The 21412-nt window shown below is 73.5% G+C and carries 21 protein-coding genes; 13 read left to right on the top strand and 8 right to left on the bottom strand.

Annotated elements, in window-relative coordinates; all coding sequences use genetic code 11:
* The first annotated feature begins 160 nt into the window (after positions 1 to 160).
* The 9 genes from alr to BJY28_RS01280 all read left to right on the top strand — a co-directional run bounded on the left by alr (position 161) and on the right by BJY28_RS01280 (position 8632).
* Positions 161 to 1369: an alanine racemase gene (gene alr / locus BJY28_RS01320; RefSeq protein WP_179461412.1), complete on the top strand. Its 1209-nt coding sequence runs from the start codon at positions 161 to 163 to the stop codon at positions 1367 to 1369.
* Positions 1369 to 2520, top strand: a complete 1152-nt coding sequence (locus tag BJY28_RS01315; RefSeq protein WP_179461411.1) for an alpha/beta fold hydrolase — start codon at positions 1369 to 1371, stop codon at positions 2518 to 2520. Before alr ends, BJY28_RS01315 begins: the two co-directional genes overlap by 1 nt.
* Positions 2517 to 3020, top strand: coding sequence for a tRNA (adenosine(37)-N6)-threonylcarbamoyltransferase complex ATPase subunit type 1 TsaE (gene tsaE, locus BJY28_RS01310; protein WP_179461410.1), 504 nt, complete (start codon positions 2517 to 2519; stop codon positions 3018 to 3020). The genes BJY28_RS01315 and tsaE overlap by 4 nt, the downstream gene beginning before the upstream one ends.
* Positions 3017 to 3787 (top strand): tRNA (adenosine(37)-N6)-threonylcarbamoyltransferase complex dimerization subunit type 1 TsaB, encoded by a 771-nt coding sequence (gene tsaB / locus BJY28_RS01305; protein WP_179461409.1) that lies wholly within the window; start codon positions 3017 to 3019, stop codon positions 3785 to 3787. The genes tsaE and tsaB overlap by 4 nt, the downstream gene beginning before the upstream one ends.
* Entirely contained in the window at positions 3784 to 4293 is a 510-nt protein-coding gene (gene rimI, locus BJY28_RS01300; RefSeq protein ID WP_343036902.1) for a ribosomal protein S18-alanine N-acetyltransferase, read from the top strand. Before tsaB ends, rimI begins: the two co-directional genes overlap by 4 nt.
* Positions 4290 to 5369, top strand: a complete 1080-nt coding sequence (gene tsaD / locus BJY28_RS01295; RefSeq protein ID WP_179461408.1) for a tRNA (adenosine(37)-N6)-threonylcarbamoyltransferase complex transferase subunit TsaD — start codon at positions 4290 to 4292, stop codon at positions 5367 to 5369. Before rimI ends, tsaD begins: the two co-directional genes overlap by 4 nt.
* A 241-nt stretch (positions 5370 to 5610) precedes the next feature.
* Positions 5611 to 6774: a quaternary amine ABC transporter ATP-binding protein gene (locus tag BJY28_RS01290; RefSeq protein ID WP_179461407.1), complete on the top strand. Its 1164-nt coding sequence runs from the start codon at positions 5611 to 5613 to the stop codon at positions 6772 to 6774.
* Positions 6774 to 7661 (top strand): ABC transporter permease, encoded by an 888-nt coding sequence (locus tag BJY28_RS01285; protein WP_179461406.1) that lies wholly within the window; start codon positions 6774 to 6776, stop codon positions 7659 to 7661. Before BJY28_RS01290 ends, BJY28_RS01285 begins: the two co-directional genes overlap by 1 nt.
* Before the next feature lie 47 nt (positions 7662 to 7708).
* Positions 7709 to 8632 carry a glycine betaine ABC transporter substrate-binding protein gene (locus tag BJY28_RS01280; protein ID WP_179461405.1) on the top strand — a complete coding sequence of 308 codons (924 nt, stop codon included), beginning with the start codon at positions 7709 to 7711 and terminating at the stop codon, positions 8630 to 8632.
* A gap of 105 nt (positions 8633 to 8737) precedes the next feature.
* Here BJY28_RS01280 and BJY28_RS01275 read toward each other — a convergent pair whose 3' ends face one another.
* Both BJY28_RS01275 and BJY28_RS01270 read right to left on the bottom strand, forming a co-directional pair.
* Positions 8738 to 9979 (bottom strand): glycoside hydrolase family 3 protein, encoded by a 1242-nt coding sequence (locus BJY28_RS01275; RefSeq protein WP_179461404.1) that lies wholly within the window; start codon positions 9977 to 9979, stop codon positions 8738 to 8740.
* A 57-nt stretch (positions 9980 to 10036) separates the two neighbouring features.
* Positions 10037 to 11290, bottom strand: coding sequence for a THUMP-like domain-containing protein (locus tag BJY28_RS01270; protein WP_179461403.1), 1254 nt, complete (start codon positions 11288 to 11290; stop codon positions 10037 to 10039).
* Positions 11291 to 11714: 424 nt separating this feature from the next.
* Between BJY28_RS01270 and BJY28_RS01265 the strand changes: the two genes are divergently transcribed.
* Positions 11715 to 12215, top strand: coding sequence for a hypothetical protein (locus tag BJY28_RS01265; protein WP_179461402.1), 501 nt, complete (start codon positions 11715 to 11717; stop codon positions 12213 to 12215).
* 14 nt (positions 12216 to 12229) lie between these two features.
* On the opposite strand, the gene BJY28_RS01260 is transcribed toward BJY28_RS01265, so the two are convergent.
* The 4 genes from BJY28_RS01260 to BJY28_RS01245 are packed head-to-tail and all read right to left on the bottom strand — an operon-like array spanning position 12230 to position 15745.
* Complete coding sequence (locus BJY28_RS01260; RefSeq protein WP_179461401.1) at positions 12230 to 13735, bottom strand: tripartite tricarboxylate transporter permease; 1506 nt, start codon at positions 13733 to 13735, stop codon at positions 12230 to 12232.
* 3 nt (positions 13736 to 13738) lie between these two features.
* Positions 13739 to 14284, bottom strand: coding sequence for a tripartite tricarboxylate transporter TctB family protein (locus tag BJY28_RS01255; protein ID WP_343036901.1), 546 nt, complete (start codon positions 14282 to 14284; stop codon positions 13739 to 13741).
* Positions 14281 to 14658: a universal stress protein gene (locus tag BJY28_RS01250; RefSeq protein WP_179461400.1), complete on the bottom strand. Its 378-nt coding sequence runs from the start codon at positions 14656 to 14658 to the stop codon at positions 14281 to 14283. Before BJY28_RS01250 ends, BJY28_RS01255 begins: the two co-directional genes overlap by 4 nt.
* Before the next feature lie 55 nt (positions 14659 to 14713).
* Positions 14714 to 15745, bottom strand: coding sequence for a Bug family tripartite tricarboxylate transporter substrate binding protein (locus BJY28_RS01245; RefSeq protein WP_179461399.1), 1032 nt, complete (start codon positions 15743 to 15745; stop codon positions 14714 to 14716).
* A 344-nt stretch (positions 15746 to 16089) separates the two neighbouring features.
* On the opposite strand from BJY28_RS01245, the gene groES reads away from it, so the two are divergent.
* Positions 16090 to 16386 carry a co-chaperone GroES gene (groES, locus tag BJY28_RS01240; protein ID WP_179461398.1) on the top strand — a complete coding sequence of 99 codons (297 nt, stop codon included), beginning with the start codon at positions 16090 to 16092 and terminating at the stop codon, positions 16384 to 16386.
* Between the two features lie 152 nt (positions 16387 to 16538).
* On the top strand, positions 16539 to 18146 hold the full coding sequence (gene groL, locus BJY28_RS01235) for a chaperonin GroEL (protein ID WP_179461397.1): 1608 nt from the start codon (positions 16539 to 16541) through the stop codon (positions 18144 to 18146).
* Between the two features lie 81 nt (positions 18147 to 18227).
* On the opposite strand, the gene BJY28_RS01230 is transcribed toward groL, so the two are convergent.
* Complete coding sequence (locus tag BJY28_RS01230) at positions 18228 to 19118, bottom strand: LysR family transcriptional regulator (protein WP_179461396.1); 891 nt, start codon at positions 19116 to 19118, stop codon at positions 18228 to 18230.
* 73 nt (positions 19119 to 19191) lie between these two features.
* Here BJY28_RS01230 and BJY28_RS01225 point away from each other — a divergent pair, with 73 nt between their 5' ends.
* Positions 19192 to 20097 carry an EamA family transporter gene (locus tag BJY28_RS01225; RefSeq protein WP_179461395.1) on the top strand — a complete coding sequence of 302 codons (906 nt, stop codon included), beginning with the start codon at positions 19192 to 19194 and terminating at the stop codon, positions 20095 to 20097.
* 44 nt (positions 20098 to 20141) lie between these two features.
* On the opposite strand, the gene serA is transcribed toward BJY28_RS01225, so the two are convergent.
* A complete protein-coding gene (serA, locus tag BJY28_RS01220) occupies positions 20142 to 21344 on the bottom strand; it encodes a phosphoglycerate dehydrogenase (RefSeq protein ID WP_179461394.1) in 1203 nt (400 codons plus the stop codon).
* Positions 21345 to 21412: the final 68 nt, after the last annotated feature.

Genomic DNA, 21412 nt, shown 5'->3' with positions numbered 1-21412 from the left:
AACAGTATTAATCAGGAAACGCTCGGTCAAGAGGTCAGGCTCTGCGTCGTCGACCGACCAAGGCCGCTGTGCGCCGGGGACTCGGGGCGCCGGGCACGCCACCGCCGTGCGGCGCTGCCTCTCACAGCCAGACTCGCACCCGGCATAGGATCGAGCGGTCATGTCGCAGCCCGAGATCACTCCCACGACCTCGCCGACCCCTCGGGAAGGGAGCGCGGCTCCCGTGCCGACCGAGAGCCTCACCGGCTGGGCGGACATCGACCTGGCCGCCATCCGCGCCAACGTCGAGCGCCTCGACGAGCTCAGCGGCGACGCCGCCGTCATGGCCGTGCTCAAGGCCGACGCCTACGGCCACGGGCTGCTCCCGGTGGCCCGCGCCGCGCTCGCCGGGGGCGCCACCCACCTGGCCGTCGCCCAGCTCAGCGAGGCCCTGGCCGCGCGCGCGGCCGGGATCACCGCGCCGCTGCTCACCTGGCTCTACCCGCCCGGCGCCGACCTGGAGCCGGCTGTCGCCGCCGACCTCATCCTCTCCGCCGGCACCCCGTGGTCGCTCGACCTCATCGCCGACGGCGCACGCCGCGCCGGGCGCACCGCGACGGTCCACATCAAGGTCGACAGCGGCCTCGGCCGCGGCGGCGCCTGGGGCGAGGACCTCGCCGAGATGTTCCTGCAGGCGGCCCGGCTGGAGGCCGAAGGGGTCATCGACGTCGAGGGGATGTGGTCCCACTTCGCCTGGGCCGACGCGCCCGCCCACCCCACCGTGCAGCGCCAGCGCGAGGCCTTCCTCGAGGCGATCGGCGACGCCGAGCGGGCCGGGCTGCGGCCACGGATCCGCCACCTGGCCAACTCCGCGGCCACCCTGACCAACCCGGACGCCCACCTCGACATGGTCCGCCCCGGGCTGGCCGTCTACGGGCTCAGCCCCACCCCGGACATCGGCGGGCCGCCGCACTTCGGGCTCACCGAGGCGATGCGCCTGACCGCGCGGCTGGTCAACGTCAAGGACGCCCCCGCCGGGCAGGGGGTCTCCTACGGTCACGAGTACACGACCCCGCAGGCCACCCGCCTCGGCCTGGTGCCGCTGGGCTACGCCGACGGCATCCCCAGGGCCGGCGGCAACGTCGGCCCGATGGCCCTCGGCGCTCAGCGGCTGCACGTCGCCGGCCGGGTCTGCATGGACCAGGTCGTCCTCGACCTCGGCCCCGGCAGCGACGCCGCCGCCGGCGACGAGGTCGTCATCCTCGGCCGCGAGGCCGACGGCGAGCCCACCGCGCAGGACTGGGCGGCCGCCACCGGCACCATCAACTACGAGATCGTCACCCGGCTGGGGGCGCGGGTGCCGCGCCGCTACCTCGGCGAGGCCGGCTGATGGCCGGCGTCGGCAAGCGGGTCGCCCAGGTCGCCGGGGCCGCCGGGGTCGCGGCCGCCGCCGCCGGGGCCGCCGGTCTCGGAGTGAGGCACAGCCGCCGCCCGCGCCTGCCCGAGGACGTCCCCCTGCTGGAGTGCCGGCCCACCCGCACCCTCACCGCGGCGGCCAGCGACGGCACCGTGCTGCACGTCGAGATCGACGAGCCCACCGAGCCCGCCGAGGGCGCCCCGACCCTGGTGCTCGCGCACGGCTTCTGCCTGGACGCCTCCGGCTGGTGCTTCCAGCGGCACGCCCTGGTCGCCGAGGGCTATCGCGTGGTCACCTACGACCAGCGCGGGCACGGGCAGTCCGGGATCGGCGAGCGCGACCGCAGCACCATCGACCAGCTCGGCCGCGACCTGCGCACGGTCATCGACGCCGCCGCCCCCGAGGGGCCGCTGGTGCTCGTCGGGCACTCCATGGGCGGCATGACGATCATGAGCCTGGCCGGTCACTACCCCGACCTCGTGCGCTCCCGGGTGCGTGGGGTCGCCCTCGTCTCCACCAGCGCCGGCGGCACCGGCCTGGTCCGGCTCGGCCTCGGCAAGGTGCTCGACCTGGCCGTCGTCCGCCTCGGCCCGGGCGTGCTGACCAACCTCGCCCGCCGCGCCGAGGTGTGGACCGGGATGCGCCGGGTCGGCGGCAGCCTGGAGATGGGCGCGGTGCAGCGCTACGGCTTCGGCGGCACCGTCGACCAGGCCCTGCTGCGGCGGGTCAGCGACGTCATCTTCTCCACCCCGCTGGAGACCATCGGCGAGCTGCTGCCGCAGCTCGACGAGGTGGACATCCACGCCAACCTCCCCGGGCTGGTCGGCGTCCCGGTGGTCGTGGTCGTCGGCAGCAAGGACGAGCTCACCCCGCCGCAGCACAGCGCCTCGCTCGTCGAGTCGCTGCCGGACGCCGAGCACATCGTCGTCGCCGGCGCCGGCCACCTGCTGCCCCTGGAGCGCCCGGACCTGGTCACCGACGCCGTCCTGGCGCTGGTGCGCCGCCGCCGCGACGAGGACGCCGAGGACGTCGCCGCGGCCGCGACCGGCAGCGCCGGTGGCCGACGCGGCCGTCGTCGCCGCACCCGCCGGACGAAGGGGGCGGCCGCCGGGGGAGCGGCATGAGCCTGCGCCTGCGCACCGCCGAGCAGACCGCCGCGGCCGGCCGGGCGCTCGCCGGCCTGCTGCGGGCCGGTGACCTCGTCGTGCTCACCGGGGACCTCGGCGCCGGCAAGACCACCTTCACCCAGGGTCTCGGCGAGGGGCTGGGGGTGCGCGGACCGGTCACCTCGCCCACCTTCGTCATCGCCCGGCGGCACCCCTCGCTGGTCGGCGGACCCGAGCTGGTGCACGTCGACGCCTACCGCCTCGGCGGCGCCGCCGAGCTCGACGACCTCGACCTGGACACCGACCTGGCCGCCGCCGTGACCGTCGTCGAGTGGGGCGAGGGGCTGGCCGAGACCCTCAGCGAGGACCGGCTCGAGCTGGCCCTGGTCGCCGACGGGGACGGTTCCCGCGACCTCGTCGTGCGCCCGGTCGGGGAGCGCTGGCAGGGCACGAGCGCGGAGACGGTCCTGGCCCGGCTGGGGGAGACGACGGGCGGGCCGACGGGGGAGACGTCGTGAGGTTGCTGGCGCTGGACACCGCGACCTCGGCGATCACCGTCGCCGTGCACGACGGGCAGCGGGTGCTCGCCGAGCGCACCGCGCTGGACGCCCGCCGGCACACCGAGCTGCTGGCCCCGCTGGTGCAGGAGGCGCTGGACCTCGCCGGGCTGACCCCGGACCAGCTGACCGACGTCGCCGTCGGCACCGGACCCGGCCCCTTCACCGGGCTGCGGGTCGGGCTGGTCACCGCACGCACGATGGGCCTCGCGCTGGGCATCCCGGTGCACGGGGTGTGCTCCCTCGACGCGCTGGCCCACGAGGCGGCCGCGGCGGGTGCCACCGGCGAGCTGCTCGTGGCCACCGACGCCCGGCGCCGCGAGGTCTACCACGCCCGCTACCGCTGCACCGAGGGTCGCGCCGAGCCGCTGGAGGAGCCCGCGGTCACCCGACCCGGTGACCTCTCCGACGAGGTGCGGGCCCTGCCGACCGTCGGCCGCGGCCCGCTGCTCTACCCCGAGCTGCTCACCCGTGGCGGCGAGCCCCTCGACGTCTCGGCCGCGGCGCTCGCCGAGCTCGCCGTGCACCGGATCCGCTCCGGCGCCCCGATGCCCGCAGAACCGCTCTACCTGCGCCGTCCGGACGCCGCCACCCCCGGCACCGCGAAGTCGGCGCTGGCCGCCGGTGGCCCCAACCGCCCCGCGGGACGCGGCACCGGGGCCCGCCGCCAGCAGGTGCAGCCGACCCGCGCCGCCGTGACCGAGGACCAGAGCGAGGGGCAGCAGTGAGCGCCGCGACGCGCGAGATCGTGCTGCGCGAGCTGGGGTGGCCCGACCTGGAGCAGGTCGCCGCGCTCGAGCAGGAGCTCTTCCCGCAGGACGCGTGGGACCTCGCCTCGTGGTGGCACGAGCTGGCCGGCCGCCCGCGCCGCGACTACCTCGTGCTCACCGACCCCGACGGCGTGCTCGGCTACGCCGGGCTGGACCACGGCGGCGAGGTCAGCGACGTCATGACGATCGCGGTGCACCCCCGCGGCCGCGGCCACGGGCTGGGGCAGCGCCTGCTCGACGAGCTCGTGGCCCGGGCCCGCCAGGCCGGTGCGCAGCGGATCATGCTCGAGGTCCGCGCCGACAACGCCGCGGCCCGGGGGCTCTACGAGCGCTCCGGCTTCGCCACCGTCGCCACCCGCCGCGGCTACTACCAGAGCGTGGACGCGCTCGTGCTCGCCCACGAGCTCACCCGCCCGAGCGCGGACCAGACCGCGGCCGACCAGCCCGCCGGAGGTCCGGCATGAGCGACCAGCCCCTCGTCCTCGGCATCGAGACCTCGTGCGACGAGACCGGCGTCGGCATCGTCCACGGCGAGCGCCTGCTCGTCGACGCGGTCGCCAGCAGCGTCGACGAGCACGCCCGCTTCGGCGGCGTCGTGCCCGAGGTCGCCAGCCGCGCCCACCTCGAGGCGATGGTCCCGACCATCGAGCGTGCCTGCGCCGACGCCGGGGTGAGCCTGCGCGACCTGGACGCCATCTCGGTGACCTCCGGCCCGGGGCTCGCCGGGGCGCTCATGGTCGGGGTCGCCTCGGCCAAGGCGCTGGCCCTCTCGCTCGGCATCCCGCTCTACGGGGTGAACCACCTGGCCAGCCACGTCGCCGTGGACATCGTCGAGCACGGCCCGCTGCCGGAGCCGACGATGGCGATGCTCGTCAGCGGCGGCCACTCCTCGCTGCTGCTCGTCCCGGACGTCACCCACGACATCCGCAGCCTCGGCGCGACCATCGACGACGCCGCCGGGGAGGCCTTCGACAAGGTCGCCCGGGTGCTCGGCCTGCCCTTCCCCGGGGGACCGCACATCGACCGGGCCGCCGCCGACGGCCAGATCACCATCGACTTCCCCCGCGGACTGACCAGCGGCCGGGACATGGAGCGGCACCGCTTCGACTTCTCCTTCTCCGGGCTCAAGACCGCGGTGGCGCGCTGGGTGGAGACCCGCCGCGTCGACGGCGAGGACGTGCCGGTGGCCGACGTGGCCGCCTCCTTCCAGGAGGCGGTCGTCGACGTGCTCACCCGCAAGGCGGTGCTGGCCTGCCGGGAGCAGGGCGTCGACGCGCTGCAGATCGGCGGCGGCGTGGCGGCCAACTCCCGGCTGCGGGCGATGGCCCAGGCCCGCTGCGACGACGCCGGGCTGCTGCTGCGGGTGCCCCGGCCGGGGCTGTGCACCGACAACGGTGCGATGGTCGCCAGCCTGGGCGCGCAGATGCTGCTCAAGGGTCGCCCGGCCAGCGCGCTCGACCTGCCGGCGGACTCCTCGATGCCGGTCACCGACGTCCAGTCCGGGCTGCCGGTCGACGTCGACCACGACCACCCGCACTGACCGCGACGGACCCGCCGATCGGTGCTTCGCTCGAGATGCGAGGGCGTTGCGTTCGGGTTACGATCCGCCGCCGGTCTCGGCGCGGGGGCGGCTGACCTGTTCATATGGACGGCGAGAGGCCGTCCTGCCGACGCACCGCGTCCGGGCTGACGCCTGTCGAGCGGAGCCGCTCGGCCGGGCGACGCCTGGTGGGGAGCGTGTGCGGACGACGGTCGCCACCTGTCGTCGACCACGGAGACCCATGAGCTCGATCAGCGTCAGACACCTCTACAAGGTCTTCGGTCGCCGCCCGGAGCGAGGCATCGCTGCCCTGAAGGAGGGCCGCAGCCGGGACGAGATCAAGGACGAGATGGGCCTGACCGCTGCGGTCGTGAACGCCACCTTCGACGTGTCACCGGGCGAGATCTTCGTCGTCATGGGCCTCTCCGGCTCGGGCAAGTCGACGCTGATCCGGATGGTCAACGGGCTGCTGGAGCCGACCAGCGGCGAGGTGACGATCGACGACCTCGACGTGACCCGGGCGAAGGGGGACGAGCTGCGCCGGGTGCGTCGGGAGAAGATCAGCATGGTCTTCCAGCACTTCGCGCTGCTGCCGCACCGCACCGTCGGGGAGAACGCCGCCTACGCGCTGGAGATCCAGGGCGTGAACCGCTCGGAGCGGGAGAAGAAGGCCGAGGAGGCGCTCGGCATGGTCGACCTCGGCGGCTGGGGCGGCTCGATGCCCTCGGAGCTCTCCGGCGGGATGCGGCAGCGGGTCGGGCTGGCCCGGGCCCTCGCCGCCGGCACCGACGTGCTGCTCATGGACGAGGCCTTCAGCGCGCTCGACCCGCTGATCCGCCGCGGCATGCAGGACCAGCTCGTCGAGCTGCAGGACCGGCTCGGCAAGACCATCCTCTTCATCACCCACGACCTCAACGAGGCGATGCGCCTCGGCGACCGGATCGCGATGATGCGCGGCGGCGAGATCGAGCAGATCGGCACCTCGCAGGAGATCCTCAACGAGCCGGTGAACAGCTACGTCTCCCAGTTCGTCCAGGACGTCGACCGCAGCCGGGTGCTCACCGCCGCCGACGTCATGCGCGCCCCGGAGCAGGCCGCCGGCAGCACCCCCGACCCGGGCGGCGCGGTCGCCGGCCCGACCGACCTGCTGGCCGACCTCTACACCGTCGCCGCCCGGCACGGCGGGCCGATCTCGGTCCTCGACGACGGGCGGCTCGTCGGCTCCGTGCCGCTGGCCACCCTGCTGGCCGCCGGCGGCACCCCGGACGGCGAGCGGGTGACGGGTCAGGTCGCCGAGGAGGCCCCGGGCGCCCAGTCCGGGAGCCACGCGGCGACGCCCGGCCCCTCGGCGCCGGCGGTGGGCGGACCACCACCCGGCGGCGCGGACGCGGGAGGTGGTGAGTGATGGACACCGAGGACTTCCCCCGGATCGAGATCGGCGAGTGGGCCGACCGTGGCATCGACTGGCTCACCGACAACGCCGGATGGCTCTTCGACGCCCTCAGCGAGGGCATGAGCTGGATCATCCAGCTGCTCACCGACATCCTGCTCGCCCCGCCGCCGCTCGTCGCGATCATCATCCTCTCGCTCATCGCCTGGCTGGTGCGCTCCTGGCAGCTGGCCGTCGGGACCGCGCTCACCTTCGCGCTGGTCGTCTCGATGGAGCAGTGGGAGAACGCCATGCTGACCCTGGCGCTGGTCCTGGCCGCGGCGCTCATCGCCGTCGTGCTCGCCGTGCCGATCGGCATCGCCGCCGCCCGCAGCGACCTGGTCAGCACCCTGGTCCGGCCGCTGCTGGACTTCATGCAGACGATGCCCGCCTTCGTCTACCTCATCCCGGCGATCATCTTCTTCAGCATCGGGGTCGTCCCGGGCCTCTTCGCCACGGTGATCTTCGCCTTCCCGCCCGGGGTGCGCTTCACCGAGCTGGGCATCCGGCAGGTCGACGGCGAGACGGTCGAGGCCGGGCAGGCCTTCGGCGCCACCCCGCGCCAGATCCTGCGCGGCATCCAGCTCCCGCTGGCCGTGCCGACGATCATGGCCGGGATCAACCAGGTGATCATGCTGGCCCTGTCGATGGCGGTCATCGCCGGCCTGGCCGGCGCCGACGGCCTGGGCAAGGAGGTCGCCGCCTCGATCGCCAGCCTGAACGTGCCGCAGGGCGTCGAGGCCGGGCTCGGCGTCGTCATCCTGGCGATCTTCCTCGACCGGGTGACCTCGGCCCTCGGCGAGCCCGAGAAGCACCCCCACTCCCTCTACCGACTCGTGCGCGGCCGGCTGGGCCGCGCCTGACGACCACCATCCGGCGTCGAAGGGCGCCGGGCAGGAAGGAGAGCATCATGACTGCTCGACACACCCGACGAGCGGCGACCGTGGCCGGCGTCAGCGCGCTCGGCCTGGTCCTGGCCGCCTGCGGCAGCGACGACTCCGGCGACTCCGGGGGCTCCGGCGAGGGCGGTGACAAGGGCACCATCACGATGGGCTTCATCCCGTCCTGGACCGACGGGCTGAGCACCGCCTACCTCCTCGAGGACCAGCTGGAGAAGCAGGGCTACACCGTCGAGATGGAGGAGCTCACCGAGGCGGCCCCGCTCTACACCGCCCTCTCCCAGGGCGACGTGGACATGTACCCCTCGGCCTGGCCGGAGGTCACCCACGCGTCCTACATGGACGAGTACGGCGACGACATCGAGGACATCGGCACGTACTACGACAACGCGAAGCTCACCTTCGCGGTCCCGGAGTACAGCGAGATCCAGTCGATCGAGGATCTGCCGGACATGGCCTCCGAGCTCGACGGCAAGATCATCGGCATCGAGCCCGGCGCCGGTCTCACCGAGGCCACCCAGGACAGCGTCATCCCGGAGTACGGCCTGGACAGCGACTTCGAGCTCGTGACCTCCTCCACCGCCGGCATGCTCGCCGAGCTGGAGAAGGCCACCGACGCCGAGGAGGAGATCGTCGTCACCCTGTGGCGTCCCTTCTGGGCGAACAGCGAGTTCGGGATGCGTGACCTCGAGGACCCGAAGGGGGCGCTGGGCGAGTCCGAGGGCCTGCACTTCCTCGGCACCGCCGGCTTCGCCGAGGAGTTCCCGGAGGCGGCCGAGCTCATCGAGGGCATCCAGCTCGACGACGAGCAGTACGGCTCGCTCGAGGACATGGTCGTCAACGAGTACGGCGAGGGCAAGGAGGCCGAGGCCATCGACGCGTGGCTCGAGGAGAACCCCGAGGCCTTCGAGACCCAGCTCACCGAGTCCGAGTGAGGCCCGGCGTCTCCCGGCACGTGCGCGTGCTGGGAGGCCCGCCTCACCGCTGACCGCAGCAGCCCCCGCGACCGGCCGGTCGCGGGGGCTGCTCGTCGTCGGGCCTCAGCCGCAGCGCAGCAGGCCCATGCCTTCCTTGAGGGTGAGCACGCGCAGGAGGGCGTCGTCGACCTTCGCCGCGAAGTCCTCGTCCGCCTCGGCCTCGGCGGTGATCGCCTCGACCATCGTCGGCACCTGCGCCGGGCTGGCGGTGAGTACGATGTCGCCGCCGGCGTCGATGAAGCCGGTGGCCCGCTCGGCCACCGGGTAGGCGGCCACCGCCTCGGCGGCGCCCACGTCGTCGGTGATGACCACCCCTTCGAAGCCCATCTGCTCGCGCAGCAGGTCGGTGACGATCGGCTCGGAGAAGAGCGCCGGCTCCTCGGGGTCGAGCTGCGGGTAGCGGGCCGAGCTGACCATGACGATGCGGGTGCCGGTGTCGATGGTCTCGGCGAAGGGCTCGAGGTAGGGGTCGTCGGTGTCGGCGACGTCGTCGGTGATCCCCTCGGCGGTCATGTCGGTGTTGCCGGTGACCCGGCCCAGCCCGGGGAAGTGCTTGACCGTCGGCTGGACCTGGGCGCGCAGCATCCCGTAGGCGAAGTCGCTGGCGCCCTGGGCCGCCGCCTCCGGGGTGGAGCCGTACTGCCGGCCGAAGCGGCCGATCGGGGCGTTGCCGGTGCCGATCTCCTCGGGGACGGTGTCGGCGACGGGGGAGAGGTTGACGTTGACGCCGGCGGCACGCAGCTCGTCGCCCCAGCCCTCGGCGGCGGTACGCAGCTCGTCGGGGGACATCTGCGCCTGCTCCAGCCCGCTGGGGATGGTGGAGAAGCCGGAGCCGGTCAGCTGCTGCACCTCGCCGCCCTCCTGGTCGGCGGCGACGAGCATGCCGATGGTGGTGCCGTCGGCCTCGGGCGCGACCTGCTGCAGGTGGGTGCTCGCCGCGGCGACGGTGCCCGCGTCCTGCCAGCCGCCGAGGTAGAGCATCGAGCCCAGGCCCTGGTCGCGGATGTAGGGGTCGAGGCCGGTGCTGCCGGCACCTGGCTCCAGCGCGGCCATGATCAGCTGGCCGGCCTGCTCGGTGGGGGAGAGCGCGTCGGCGGTCTGCTGCACGCAGCTGCTCACGCTCGGGCTGGCCGTGCTCGACGGGCTGGCGGTGCTCGACGGCGACCTGGAGACGGAGGAGGCGCCGTCGCTGCCGCTCGTCGAGGAGCCGCCGCCGGAGGCGCGGCCGGAGCCGTCGCTGCCGGCGCAGGCGGTGACCACCAGGGCGCTGGTGCAGGCGATCAGGGCGAGGCGAGGTGAGGGCACGGGGCGAAGGCTACGCGAGCCCCCTTCGCCCCACGGGCTCCTCGACAACAGGCGCGGTCAGGAGGTCGGGGGTTCGTCGGGGTCGGCGGTGAGCACGAGCACGGTCTGCTCGCCGGCGACCCGGGTGAGCAGCACGGTGGCCTGGTCGCCGTCGGCCCGGCCGATCTTCAGCTGGCGGCGCAGCTGGTGCTCGTCGAGGCGGATGCCGCGCTTCTTGATGGTCAGGCCGGTGAGCTGGTGCTCGCGCAGCCAGCCGCGCAGCCGCTTCACGGAGAAGGGCATGGCCTCCAGCACCCGGTAGCGGCGGGCGTAGCCGAGCTCGACCCGCTCGCCGCTGGTGACGTAGCCCAGGCCCGGCTCGAGCTCGGCGCCGGAGGTGGCGGCGGTGACCGCGCCGACGAGGCCGGCCTGGACGACCGCCCGGTCCGCCTCGTAGAGCCACGGCCCCAGCGCGGCCAGGGCAGCGACGGTCGGCGGGTCGTCGTCGGCGGCGCGCTGGTCCACCTCGACCGGGGGAGCGCCGCGGCGCAGCACCCGGGCGCTGCGCCCGTGGTGGGTGGCCAGCGGCCCCCACCACACCGCGCACTCCAGGGCGGTGCCGCCGAAGGAGGTCCACTGCGCCTCGGTGCCCAGCGGGGGCACGTCGTGCGGCAGCGACGGGGCGAGCTTGACCCCGGTGGCCGGGACATCGCGGGCGACGGAGAGCACGTGCTCCCAGGTCGGGCGGAGGTCCTCGAGCCGGAAGACACGGCGGGTGCGGCCGTGGGCGTCGGCGACGCCCGGGGTGCGCCGGGCCGGGTCGAGCCAGGCGCCGGCACGGGCCCGCAGCGGGTCGGCCGGCAGGCTCACCCCTTCAGCGGTGCCGTGCCGGGCCCGGCTGTCCGGCCAGGGGCGCAGGTTGACGTCGGCCACGGCGGCGGTGACGGCGTCGGCGTCGACCGCGTGCACGGTGACCCCGAGGGCGCTCATCGCGATCGCGTCGGCCCCGATGCCGCAGCCGAGGTCGTGCACGGTGGCCAGGCTCGCGGCGGCGAAGCGGCCCGCGTGCCCGGCGGCGACCTCGACCCGGCTGGCCTGCTCCAGCCCGTCGGCGGTGAAGAGCATCCCGGCGGCGAACTCACCGAACTTGTCGGTTGCCCGGGCGCGCAGCCGCTGCTGGGTCAGCAGCGCCGAGGCCCGTTCGGGGGTCAGCCCGCGGGCGCGCAGGTCGCTGGCCACGGCGACGGCGTCGGTCTCGCGGTACTCCGGCAGCGCCCGCAGCATGGCCTGCCCCTCGGGGGAGGCCAGCCAGCGCACGGTGCTCGGGTCCACGAGCAGCCATTGTCCATGCCCGACCGGGTCCCGTGTCGGGTGCGCGGTCGGGAGACCTGTGCTCGTCGAGATGCCTCCACCGAAGGGGGTGGGCGTGCGGTGGGTGGAGGTGATCCGCCTGGGTGGAGGTGATGGGTCGCGCCTGAGCGCGTCGGGATACCTCCACCGAAGGGGACGAGCTGCCGGGTGGAGGTGATGGGTCGCGCCAGGGCGCGTCGGGATACCTCCACCCGCCGAGATACCTCCACCGAAGGGGTTGCCGTGCGTCGGGTGGAGGTGATCCGCCTGGGTGGAGGTGATGGGTCGCGCTGGGGCGCGTCGAGATACCTCCACCCGGCAGGACGCCGGTCTACCGTGAACGGTGGGAGGACGACGAAGGGTGAGCGAGATGGGTGATGACGAGGTGGGGAGCTACAGGGGGCGAATGAGAGAGTCCGGCCCGGCACGCGCGCCGAGGGCGCTGGCTGCTGTGCTGCCCCTTGCCGCGGTATCCCTGCTGGGCGCCTGCACCGGCGGCGACGCCGACGCGGCCGAGACCGAGCCCTACACCTTCGTCACGACCGTGGCCCAGGGCGACGGGGCGGCGCTGGCGACGAACCGGTGGACCTGGGCCGACCCCGAGGAGTACCGGGCCGTGACCGTCCGGGCGATGGAGGTCGCGGCGGTGCAGGACGACCCCTGCCTGCGGGTGGCCGACGCCTACGGTGACGCCGACCCGCTCGGCGTCGTCTGGCCCGAGGGGACCGCGCTCGTCGGCGGCACCGGCGTCCGCATCGACGGACGCACCCTGCAGGACGGCTCGCGCGTCGAGGTCTCCGAGGTCGAGGTCGACCGCGCCGAGGTGGAGCGCTCCCTCGAGGAGGGCACGGAGCTCACCTGCACGGCCGAGCGCTTCGTCGTCCTGCTCCCCGGCACGCCCGTCTGAGCGGGCCCGGGACCTCAGGTGTCCCGGGAGAGCCGCCCGCGCACCTTCGCCCCCGCGGTGACCAGCACGACGAGCAGCAGCGCGACGTAGAGGGTGATCGTGATGCTGCTGCCGACGAGCGTGCCGTAGTCGCCGTCGCTGGCGATGAGCGCGTTGCGCAGGCTGGTCTCGGCGATCGGCCCGAGCACGACACCGATCATCAGCGGCGCCAGCGGGTAGCCGAAGCGGCGCAGCAGCAGCCCGACCAGCGCGATGGCCAGCACGAGCAGCAGGTCGGCGACCGAGGACGCGGTGGCGTAGACGCCGAGCCCGCAGAAGACGGCGATCCCGGCGTAGAGGTACGGCCGGGGGATGAGCAGCAGCTTCGCCCACAGCGGGGCGAAGGGCAGGTTGATGATGAGCAGCACGACCAGCCCGACGAAGAAGCTCGCCAGCAGCGCCCAGACGAGATCGGCGCTGCGCTCGAAGAGCAGCGGACCCGGCTGCAGCCCGTACTGCCGGAAGGCGGCCAGCATGATCGCCGCGGTCGCCGAGGTGGGCAGCCCCATGGCCAGCAGAGCGCCCATCGCCGTGCCGGAGGTCGCGTTGCTCGCGGCCTCCGGTGCGGCCAGCCCGCGGATGGCGCCCTTGCCGAACTGCGGGTTCTTGCGGCGGCGGTCCAGCCGCCGCTCGGTGCCGTAGGCGAGGAAGGTGGGCACCTCGCCGCCGCCGACCGGGATGACACCGAAGGGGACGCCGAAGGCGGTGCCGCGCAGCCAGGCCGGCATCGCCTCCTTGAACTCCGCGCGGGACAGGAAGGGGCGCCCCTGCATCGCCTGGGCCTCCGGCGGCAGCCGCCGGTGGATCCGCGAGGCCACGTGGAAGACCTCGCCAAGGGCCAGCGTGCCGACGGTGATGACGATGATCGAGATGCCGTCGAAGAGCTCGGCGCTGCCGAAGGTCATCCGCTGCGCGCCGCTGATCCCGTCGATGCCGACGAGCGCCAGGGCGAGGCCGATGACGAGCGAGGCCATTCCCTTGATCACCGAGTCCGAGACCACCGAGGCGATCGCCAGGAAGGCGAAGACGGACAGCGCGAAGTACTCGGCCGGGCCGAAGAGCAGCGCCAGCTCGGCCAGCCGCGGGGCGAAGAAGACGACGATGACGGTGGCGATGATGCCGCCGGTGAAGGCGCCGATCGCCGAGGTCGCCAGGGCCTGCGGGGCACGCCCCAGCTGGGCCATCCGGTGCCCCTCGAAGGTGCTGGCGATGGCTGTCCCGCCGCCGGGGGTGTTCATGAGGATGGCCATCGTCGAGTCGCCGAAGAGCCCGCCGAAGTAGACCCCGGCGAACATGATGAAGGCGGCTGTCGGGTCCAGCGAGAAGGTCACCGGCAGCAGCAGCGCGACCGCCATCGCCGAGCCCAGCCCGGGCAGGACCCCGACGGAGGTGCCGAGCAGGCAGCCGATGGTCACCCACAGCAGGTTCATCGGGGTGATCGCGTCACCCAGGCCGCCGAGCAGCAGGTCGAGGGTCTCCATCGGCTACACGACCCCCTCGAGGATGCCGGCCGGCAGGTTGAGGCCGAGCCCGGCCGAGAAGGCCAGCTGGACGACGCTGGACATCACCAGCGCCACGGCCACGTCGGTCAGCCCCTTGCGCGAGCCCATCGCCACCGCCACCGACCAGAAGAGCAGGGCCGCCGCGAGGATCCAGCCCAGCGGCTGCAGCAGCAGCGCGAAGGCGAGGAAGCCGAGCACGCAGATGCCCACCGCGCGCCAGTCGCTGAAGGTGGCGTGCTCACCGCCGTAGGCGTCCAGCGGCTCCTCGTGCGTCGGGTCCTCCGGGTGCCGCCAGGTCTGCCAGGCGATGAGCGCGGCCAGCAGGTAGCAGCCGACGGCGACGATGGTGGGGACGAAGGTGGGACCCGGGCTCTCCGCCCCTTCGGGCACCTCCATCGTCACGATGCCGAGGGTGAGGTAGATCCCGAGGGCGAGCATCAGTCCGGCGAGCACGAGTCCGCCGCGTCCGGTCCAGGCGCCGTGCCGGGGCGAGGGCGCCCGGGTCACGGCGTCGGCCGTGGAGCTCACGACGCCTCCGACTTCACCGCGAGCACCGGGACATGGGCGTCGATGATGATCTGCTGGGCGTTCGAGCCGAGCACGAGCTTGCCGATGGGGGAGCGGCGGCGGACCCCGACGACGATCAGCTCGACGTCGAGCTCGGCGGCCAGGTCGAGGAGGTCGCCGGCAGCGCTGCGGCTCTCGCTGGCCCGGGCGTACCAGCGGCTGCTCTCGCCCTCGCCGTCGGCGACGGTGGGGTCGATGCCGTGGTCGTCGGCGCTGGAGGACTCGTCGAGGTCGAAGACGGCCAGGTCGCTGCCGTCCTTGCTGGCCAGGCGGCGGCCGTGCCGCAGCGCGGCCTCACCCTCGGGGGTGTGCGCGTAGGCGACGAGGACGGTCATGGGTGCTCCTTCTGCCGGGTGGCGGTCTTCGGGGTGGGGTCGTCGCGGCGGCTCATCAGTAGCCGAACTCTTCCCAGATGCCGGCGACGTACTCGGTCTGCTCCTGCAGGTAGGTCTCGAACTCGGCGCCGACGAGGAAGGTGTTGGTCCACTGGTTGCGGGTGATCGCGTCCTGCCACTCCGGGGTCTGCACCCACTCGGTGACGATGGCCTCGAGCTCGGCGCGCTCCTCGTCGGTGATGCCCGGTGGGGCGACGACGCCGCGCCAGTTGGTGATGCTCACGTCGTAGCCCTCGTCGCGCAGCGTGGGCAGGTCGATGATGTCCACCGGCTCCGGGGCGCACACCGCCAGCGCGCGCAGCCGGCCGGCGTCCACCTGGTCCTTGAAGTCCTGGTAGCCGCTGACCGAGGCGCGGATCGTCCCCGAGAGCAGCGAGGTGGCCAGCTCGCCGCCGCCGGAGTAGGCGAGGTAGCTGACGTCGGGCGGGTCGATCTCCTCGCCGAGGGCGAGCTGGGCGATGATCATCTGGTCGACCGAGCCGAGCGAGCCGCCGCCCCAGGTGAAGCCGCTGGGGTCCTGGGTCCACTCGGCGACGAGGTCGTCCATCGACTGCAGCGGCGAGTCGGCGGGGACGACGACGACGTCGTAGTCGTCGGTGAGCCGGGCGATCGGGGTGACCTCCTCCATGGTCACCCCGGAGCCGTTGACCTCGATGGCTCCGAGCATGACCATCCCCATGACCATGAGGTTGGTGGCGTCGCCGCGCAGCGAGTTGACGACCTCGCTGAGGCCGATGGTCCCCCCGGCGCCCGGGATGTTGAGCACCGTGCTGTTGGTGACGATGGCGTTGGCGCGCAGCGCCTGCTGCGCCTCCCGGGCGGCGCTGTCCCAGCCGCCCCCGGCGCTGGCCGGGGCGACCAGGGTGAGGTTGGTGCGGGCGCCGGATCCGCCGCCTGAGGAGGCGGCGTCGTAGGCGGCCGCGCCGATGACCGCCAGCCCCAGCACCCCGGCGCCGGCCCGCAGCACGGTGCGGCGGCTGGTGGCCTCGGTGGCCGTCGGGGGCGGCTGCTCCGGCTGGTCCGGCATGGTGACCTCGTCGTCTGTCCGCGTCGGTGGTCCGGTGCACGGTCGACAGGCCCGCCACCAGGTGTGACGGCCGTCACGATAGACCCTTCGTGGGGCTCGTGCGACAGCGCCGGGGCCGTGCTGCGGTCACGGTCCGGGTACGGGTCCCGGGCGGGCCGGTCGAGCCGCCGCCCACGCCGCTGGCACTCAGGTTGACCGAGTGCCAACCAGGTGCATAGATTGAGACCTGGCACTCGCCGTTGGTGAGTGCCAGAGTGCGACCGGCTGGGCGACCCCCGCGACGGCGTCCGGCACGAGCACCCGCCAACCTCATCAGCACTCGTGAACCAACAGAAGGAGCCATCGTGTCGGTTTCGCTCAAGCCGCTCGAGGACCGCATCGTCGTGCAGGCGGTCGACGCCGAGCAGACCACGGCCTCCGGTCTCGTCATCCCGGACACCGCCAAGGAGAAGCCGCAGGAGGGCGAGGTCGTCGCCGTCGGCCCCGGCCGCTTCAACGACGACGGTGACGAGCGCGTCCCGATGGACATCTCCGTCGGCGACCGCGTCATCTACAGCAAGTACGGCGGCACCGAGGTCAAGCACGGCGGCGCCGACTACCTCATCCTCAGCGCCCGCGACGTGCTCGCGATCGTCGGCTGACGACCCTGTCGTGAGCCGCCCTCCCCGACGGGAGGCCGCGGCCGACGACCACCAGCGCCCCGGGCGGGCCCACCCGGGCTCCCCGGGGCGCTGCGCGTGCGCCCTCCGAGCGTGCCCGCACCCGCAGACCATCACCGAACCAAAGGACTGACATGGCCAAGGAACTGGAGTTCAACGACTCCGCCCGTGACGCCCTCCAGCGCGGCGTCGACCAGCTCGCCAACGCCGTCAAGGTGACCCTCGGCCCCAAGGGCCGCAACGTCGTCATCGACAAGCAGTGGGGCGCCCCGACGATCACCAACGACGGCGTGACCATCGCCCGCGAGGTGGAGCTCGAGGACCCCTACGAGAACCTCGGCGCCCAGCTGGCGAAGGAGGTCGCCACCAAGACCAACGACGTCGCCGGTGACGGCACCACCACCGCCACCGTGCTCGCCCAGGCCATGGTCAAGGAGGGCCTGCGCAACGTCGCCGCCGGCGCCGCCCCGTCCGGCCTCAAGCGCGGCATCGACCAGGCCGTCGCCGCGGTCTCCGACCGGCTGCTGCAGACCGCCCGCGAGGTCGAGGGCAAGGAGGAGATCGCCCAGGTCGCCTCCCTCTCCGCGCAGGACGAGCAGATCGGCGGCACCATCGCCGAGGCCTTCGACAAGGTCGGCAAGGACGGTGTCATCACCGTCGAGGAGTCCTCGACCGCCGAGACCGTCCTCGACTTCACCGAGGGCATGCAGTTCGACAAGGGCTACATCTCGGGCTACTTCGTCACCGACACCGAGCGCATGGAGGCCGTCCTCGAGGACGCCTACGTGCTGCTCGTGCAGGGCAAGGTCTCCACCGTGCAGGACCTGCTGCCGCTGCTGGAGAAGGTCGTCCAGGCCGGCAAGCCGCTGCTGATCATCTCCGAGGACGTCGAGGGCGAGGCCCTGAGCACCCTCGTGGTCAACAAGATCCGCGGCACCTTCAACGTCGCCGCGGTCAAGGCCCCCGGCTTCGGCGACCGCCGCAAGGCGATGCTGCAGGACATGGCCATCCTCACCGGCGGCCAGGTCGTCGCCGAGGAGGTCGGCCTCAAGCTCGACCAGGTCGGGCTCGAGGTGCTCGGCCAGGCCCGGCGCATCGCCATCACCAAGGACACCACGACGATCATCGACGGCCAGGGCGACAGCGCCGCCGTCGAGGGCCGGGTGGCCGAGCTGAAGGCGGAGATCGAGCGGACCGACTCCGACTGGGACCGGGAGAAGCTGCAGGAGCGGCTGGCCAAGCTCGCCGGCGGCGTCTGCGTCATCAAGGTCGGCGCGCACACCGAGGTCGAGCTCAAGGAGAAGAAGCACCGCATCGAGGACGCCATCTCGGCGACCCGCGCGGCCATCGACGAGGGCATCGTCGCCGGCGGCGGCTCCTCGCTGGTGCACGCGGTCTCCGCGATCGACGACCTCGACCTCGCCGACGACGAGGCCACCGGTGCCGCGATCGTGCGCAAGGCCGCGGTCGAGCCGCTGCGCTGGATCGCCGACAACGCCGGCCTGCAGGGCTACGTCGCGGTCTCCAAGGTCCAGGAGCTCTCCCCGGGCCAGGGCCTGAACGCCGCCACCGGCGAGTACGGCGACCTGGTCGCCGCCGGTGTCATCGACCCGGTGAAGGTGACCCGCTCCGCGCTGGTCAACGCCGCGTCGATCGCCTCCATGGTGCTGACCACCGACACGCTCGTCGTGGAGAAGCCGGAGGCCGACGAGGACGAGGGCGGTCACGGCCACAGCCACTGACCGACCCGGTCGGCGCACCATCGCCGACGACCCCGACGGGGGCGGCACCACCTCACCGGTGGGCCGCCCCCGTCGTCGTTCTCAGCCCGCAGCCAGGGCCTCGACGACGGCCTGCACGGCGGGGGAGCTGGTCATCGAGCGGCGGTGCAGGGCGACCACCTCACGGGTGGGCTCCGGGTCGCGCACCCGCAGCGCCCGGGTGGCCTCGGGCAGCGGCGAGCGCCCCATCCGCGGCACCAGCGCCACGCCCAGGCCGGCCGCAACCATCGCCAGGTGCACGTCGTACTCGGGCGAGACGTGCGTCACCCGCGGGCGGCGCCCGGCCAGGCCGTGCATGTGGTCCAGCCACTGCCGGCAGATCGTGCCCTCCGGGGTGGCCACCCAGCGTTCCTCCACGAGTGCGGCCGCGGCCACCTCGGTCTGCTCGGCGAGCGGGTGCTCCGCCGGCACGACGACGTCGGCGATGTCGTGGTGCACCGGGGTGGCCACGACGTGCTCGGGGATGACCAGGGCCATCTCGCCCCAGGAGTGGGCGACGCCGATCTCCGCCCGGCCGGAGGCGACGACGTCGACCGCGGCCCAGGGCTCGGTGTCGGTCAGGGTCAGCTCGAGCCCGGGGTGCTCGCGCAGCAGCCGGCTGGCCACCGGCGCCAGCATGCCGCGGATCGCCGTGGAGAAGGCGGCCACCCGCAGGTGGCCGCTGACCTGCCCCACCTCGGCGTGGATGCGTGCCTGCACGGCCTCGACGTGGGCGAGCACCTCGCCGCCGGCCTCGCACAGCTGGCGCCCGTGGTCGGTGAGCATCACCCCGCGGCCGACCCGCTCCAGCAGCGGCAGCCCGAGCTGGCGCTCCAGGCGTTTGACCTGCTGGGAGACGGCGCTGGGGGTGTACCCGATCGCCTCGGCCGCGGCGATCACCGTGCCGTGCTCGGCCACCGCGCGCAGGGTGCTCACCGCCGCCAGATCCATCATGTACTCACCGTACATGGATCTAGGTGCGATCATTCGCTGGTGCTGCATGGATCGGCGCGTGAGGATGGCTCTCATGACCCGCCGTGACACCGCCCTCGCTGCCCTGATGGCCCTCATCTGGGGCAGCAACTTCATCGTCATGGACTGGGGCCTCGAAGGGGTCCCGCCCTTCCTCTTCGCCGCGCTGCGCTTCCTCCTCGTGCTGCTGCCGGCGATCCTGCTCGTGCCCCGCCCGGCGGTGTCCTGGTGGGTGCTGGCCGGGGTCGGCGCGGGCATCTCGGTGGGCCAGTTCGGCTTCCTCTACCTCGCGCTGCACCTGGGTATGCCCAGCGGCATGGCCGCGCTCGTGCTGCAGGTCCAGGTGCCGCTGACCATCCTCGGCGCCGCGCTGGTCCTGGGGGAGCGGGTGAGCCGCACCGTCGCCGCCGGCATCGCCCTCGCTCTCGTCGGGATGGTGCCCGTCGCGGCCGGGCAGGCCTCGGCGAGCCTCGTCCCCTTCGCGCTGTGCCTGCTCGCCGGGCTCAGCTGGGCCGCCGGCAACGTGCTCGTCCGGGCCCGCGGCGTCTCCGGCGGTCTCGGCCTCGTCGTCTGGTCCTCGCTCGTCGTGCCGCTGCCGATGATCGCGCTGTCGCTGGTGGTCGACGGGCCGGCGGTCGTCGTGGCCACCGTCACCGATCTCGGCTGGCGGCCGCTGGTCTCGGCGCTGTGGACCGCGGTGGTCTCCACCCTGGTCGGCTACGGCATCTTCTACTCGCTGATGCACCGCTACCCGAGCTCGCGGGTCGTCTCCTGGGTGCTGGCGGTGCCGCCGGTGGCGCTGCTGCTCGGCTGGGCGGTGCGCGGCGAGCAGCCCAGCCTGCTCGAGCTCGCCGGCGCAGGGGTCGTGCTGGCCGGGCTGGTGCTGGCCCAGCGCCCGCCGCGGCGGGTGGCTGCGCTGCTGGGGGAGCGTCGGGCCGAGCCCGAGGTCGCCGCGAGCTGAGCGACGAGCCGCCTCCGAGCGCGTCCCTCAGAGCGTGCTGTCGTTCAGAGCGTGCTGATGAGGCGGACCTCGACGGTCTCCTCCAGCGCGCGCAGCCGGTCGACGACCGCCTGGTCCACCGACCCGGCGAGGTCGGTGACGGCGTAGCCGTACTCGCCCTTCGTCGACAGCTGCTGGCCGTCGATGTTGGCGCCGCCCTCGGAGAGGATCGTGTTGACCCGGGCCAGCACCCCCGGCACGTTGCGGTGCAGGTGCAGGATCCGGGTGTCGCCGACCGCCTGGGGGGCGGTCACCCCGGGCACGTTGACCGACATGGTCGTCGCCCCGGTGCTCTGGTAGTCACGCAGCTTGGCCGAGACGTAGCGCCCGATGTCGTACTGCGCCTCCTCGGTGGAGCCGCCGACGTGCGGGGTGAGGATGACGTTCGGCAGGCCCTGCAGGCACGAGGTGAAGGGGTCCCCGGCCGACTTCGGCTCGCTCGGGAAGACGTCCACCGCGGCGCCGGCGACGTGCCCGCTGACGAGACTGTCCCGCAGCGCCTCGAGGTCGACGACGAATCCGCGGGAGAGGTTGAGGAAGAGGCTGCGCGGACGCATCAGCGCGAACTGCTCGGCGCCGAAGTTGCCGGCGTTGCCGTTGCGCCCGTCGACGTGCAGGGTGACCGTCTCGCAGGACTGCAGCAGCTCCTCGAGGCTGTCGCAGCGGCGCGCGTTGCCCAGCGGCAGCTTGTCGTCGAGGTCGTAGTAGCTGACGTGCATGCCGAAGGCCTCGGCGATCACCGAGAGCTGGCTGCCGATGTTGCCGTAGCCGACGATGCCCAGGCTGCGGCCGCGGACCTCGTGGGCCCCCTTCGCCGACTTGTCCCAGACGCCGGCGTGCAGCGCGGCGTTCTTGTCGGTGAGGTGGCGGGCCATCGAGATGATCTCGGCCATCGCCAGCTCGACGACGCTGCGGGTGTTGGAGAAGGGGGCGTTGAAGACGACGGTCCCGGCCTGGGCCGCCTCCTCCAGGTCGATCTGGTTGGTGCCGATGCAGAAGGCACCGATCGCCTGCAGCTCGGGCCGGGCGCGCAGCACCTCGGCGGTGATCTGGGTCTTGGACCGGATGCCGAGCATGTCGACGCCCTCGAGCGCCTCGATGAGCTCGGTCTCGTCGAGCGCCCCGGAGCGGGTGTCGACCGTGTAGCCGGCGTCGACCAGCGCCTCGTGAGCGACCTCGTGGATGTTCTCCAGCAGCAGCACCTTCACGGGCACCACTGTAGGCAGCGGGGTCCCGGCGCCCGCCGGGTGTTCACCCTCCGGTCGCGCCCTCCCCG

The sequence above is a fragment of the Janibacter alkaliphilus genome, assembly GCF_013408565.1.
Classification (GTDB): domain Bacteria; phylum Actinomycetota; class Actinomycetes; order Actinomycetales; family Dermatophilaceae; genus Janibacter; species Janibacter alkaliphilus.
The sequence above is the reverse complement of the archived record's forward strand: the minus strand, read 5'-3'. Positions and strand labels throughout refer to the sequence as shown.

Coding starts and splice junctions, on each gene's coding strand:
- BJY28_RS01280 (WP_179461405.1), top strand. CDS start 7,709: ATGACTGCTCGACACACCCGACGAGCGGCGACCGTGGCCGGCGTCAGC.
- BJY28_RS01290 (WP_179461407.1), top strand. CDS start 5,611: ATGAGCTCGATCAGCGTCAGACACCTCTACAAGGTCTTCGGTCGCCGC.
- BJY28_RS01265 (WP_179461402.1), top strand. CDS start 11,715: ATGAGAGAGTCCGGCCCGGCACGCGCGCCGAGGGCGCTGGCTGCTGTG.
- alr (WP_179461412.1), top strand. CDS start 161: ATGTCGCAGCCCGAGATCACTCCCACGACCTCGCCGACCCCTCGGGAA.
- tsaD (WP_179461408.1), top strand. CDS start 4,290: ATGAGCGACCAGCCCCTCGTCCTCGGCATCGAGACCTCGTGCGACGAG.
- BJY28_RS01250 (WP_179461400.1), bottom strand. CDS start 14,658: ATGACCGTCCTCGTCGCCTACGCGCACACCCCCGAGGGTGAGGCCGCG.
- BJY28_RS01315 (WP_179461411.1), top strand. CDS start 1,369: ATGGCCGGCGTCGGCAAGCGGGTCGCCCAGGTCGCCGGGGCCGCCGGG.
- BJY28_RS01285 (WP_179461406.1), top strand. CDS start 6,774: ATGGACACCGAGGACTTCCCCCGGATCGAGATCGGCGAGTGGGCCGAC.
- BJY28_RS01260 (WP_179461401.1), bottom strand. CDS start 13,735: ATGGAGACCCTCGACCTGCTGCTCGGCGGCCTGGGTGACGCGATCACC.
- BJY28_RS01245 (WP_179461399.1), bottom strand. CDS start 15,745: ATGCCGGACCAGCCGGAGCAGCCGCCCCCGACGGCCACCGAGGCCACC.
- tsaE (WP_179461410.1), top strand. CDS start 2,517: ATGAGCCTGCGCCTGCGCACCGCCGAGCAGACCGCCGCGGCCGGCCGG.
- groL (WP_179461397.1), top strand. CDS start 16,539: ATGGCCAAGGAACTGGAGTTCAACGACTCCGCCCGTGACGCCCTCCAG.
- BJY28_RS01230 (WP_179461396.1), bottom strand. CDS start 19,118: ATGATGGATCTGGCGGCGGTGAGCACCCTGCGCGCGGTGGCCGAGCAC.
- BJY28_RS01225 (WP_179461395.1), top strand. CDS start 19,192: ATGACCCGCCGTGACACCGCCCTCGCTGCCCTGATGGCCCTCATCTGG.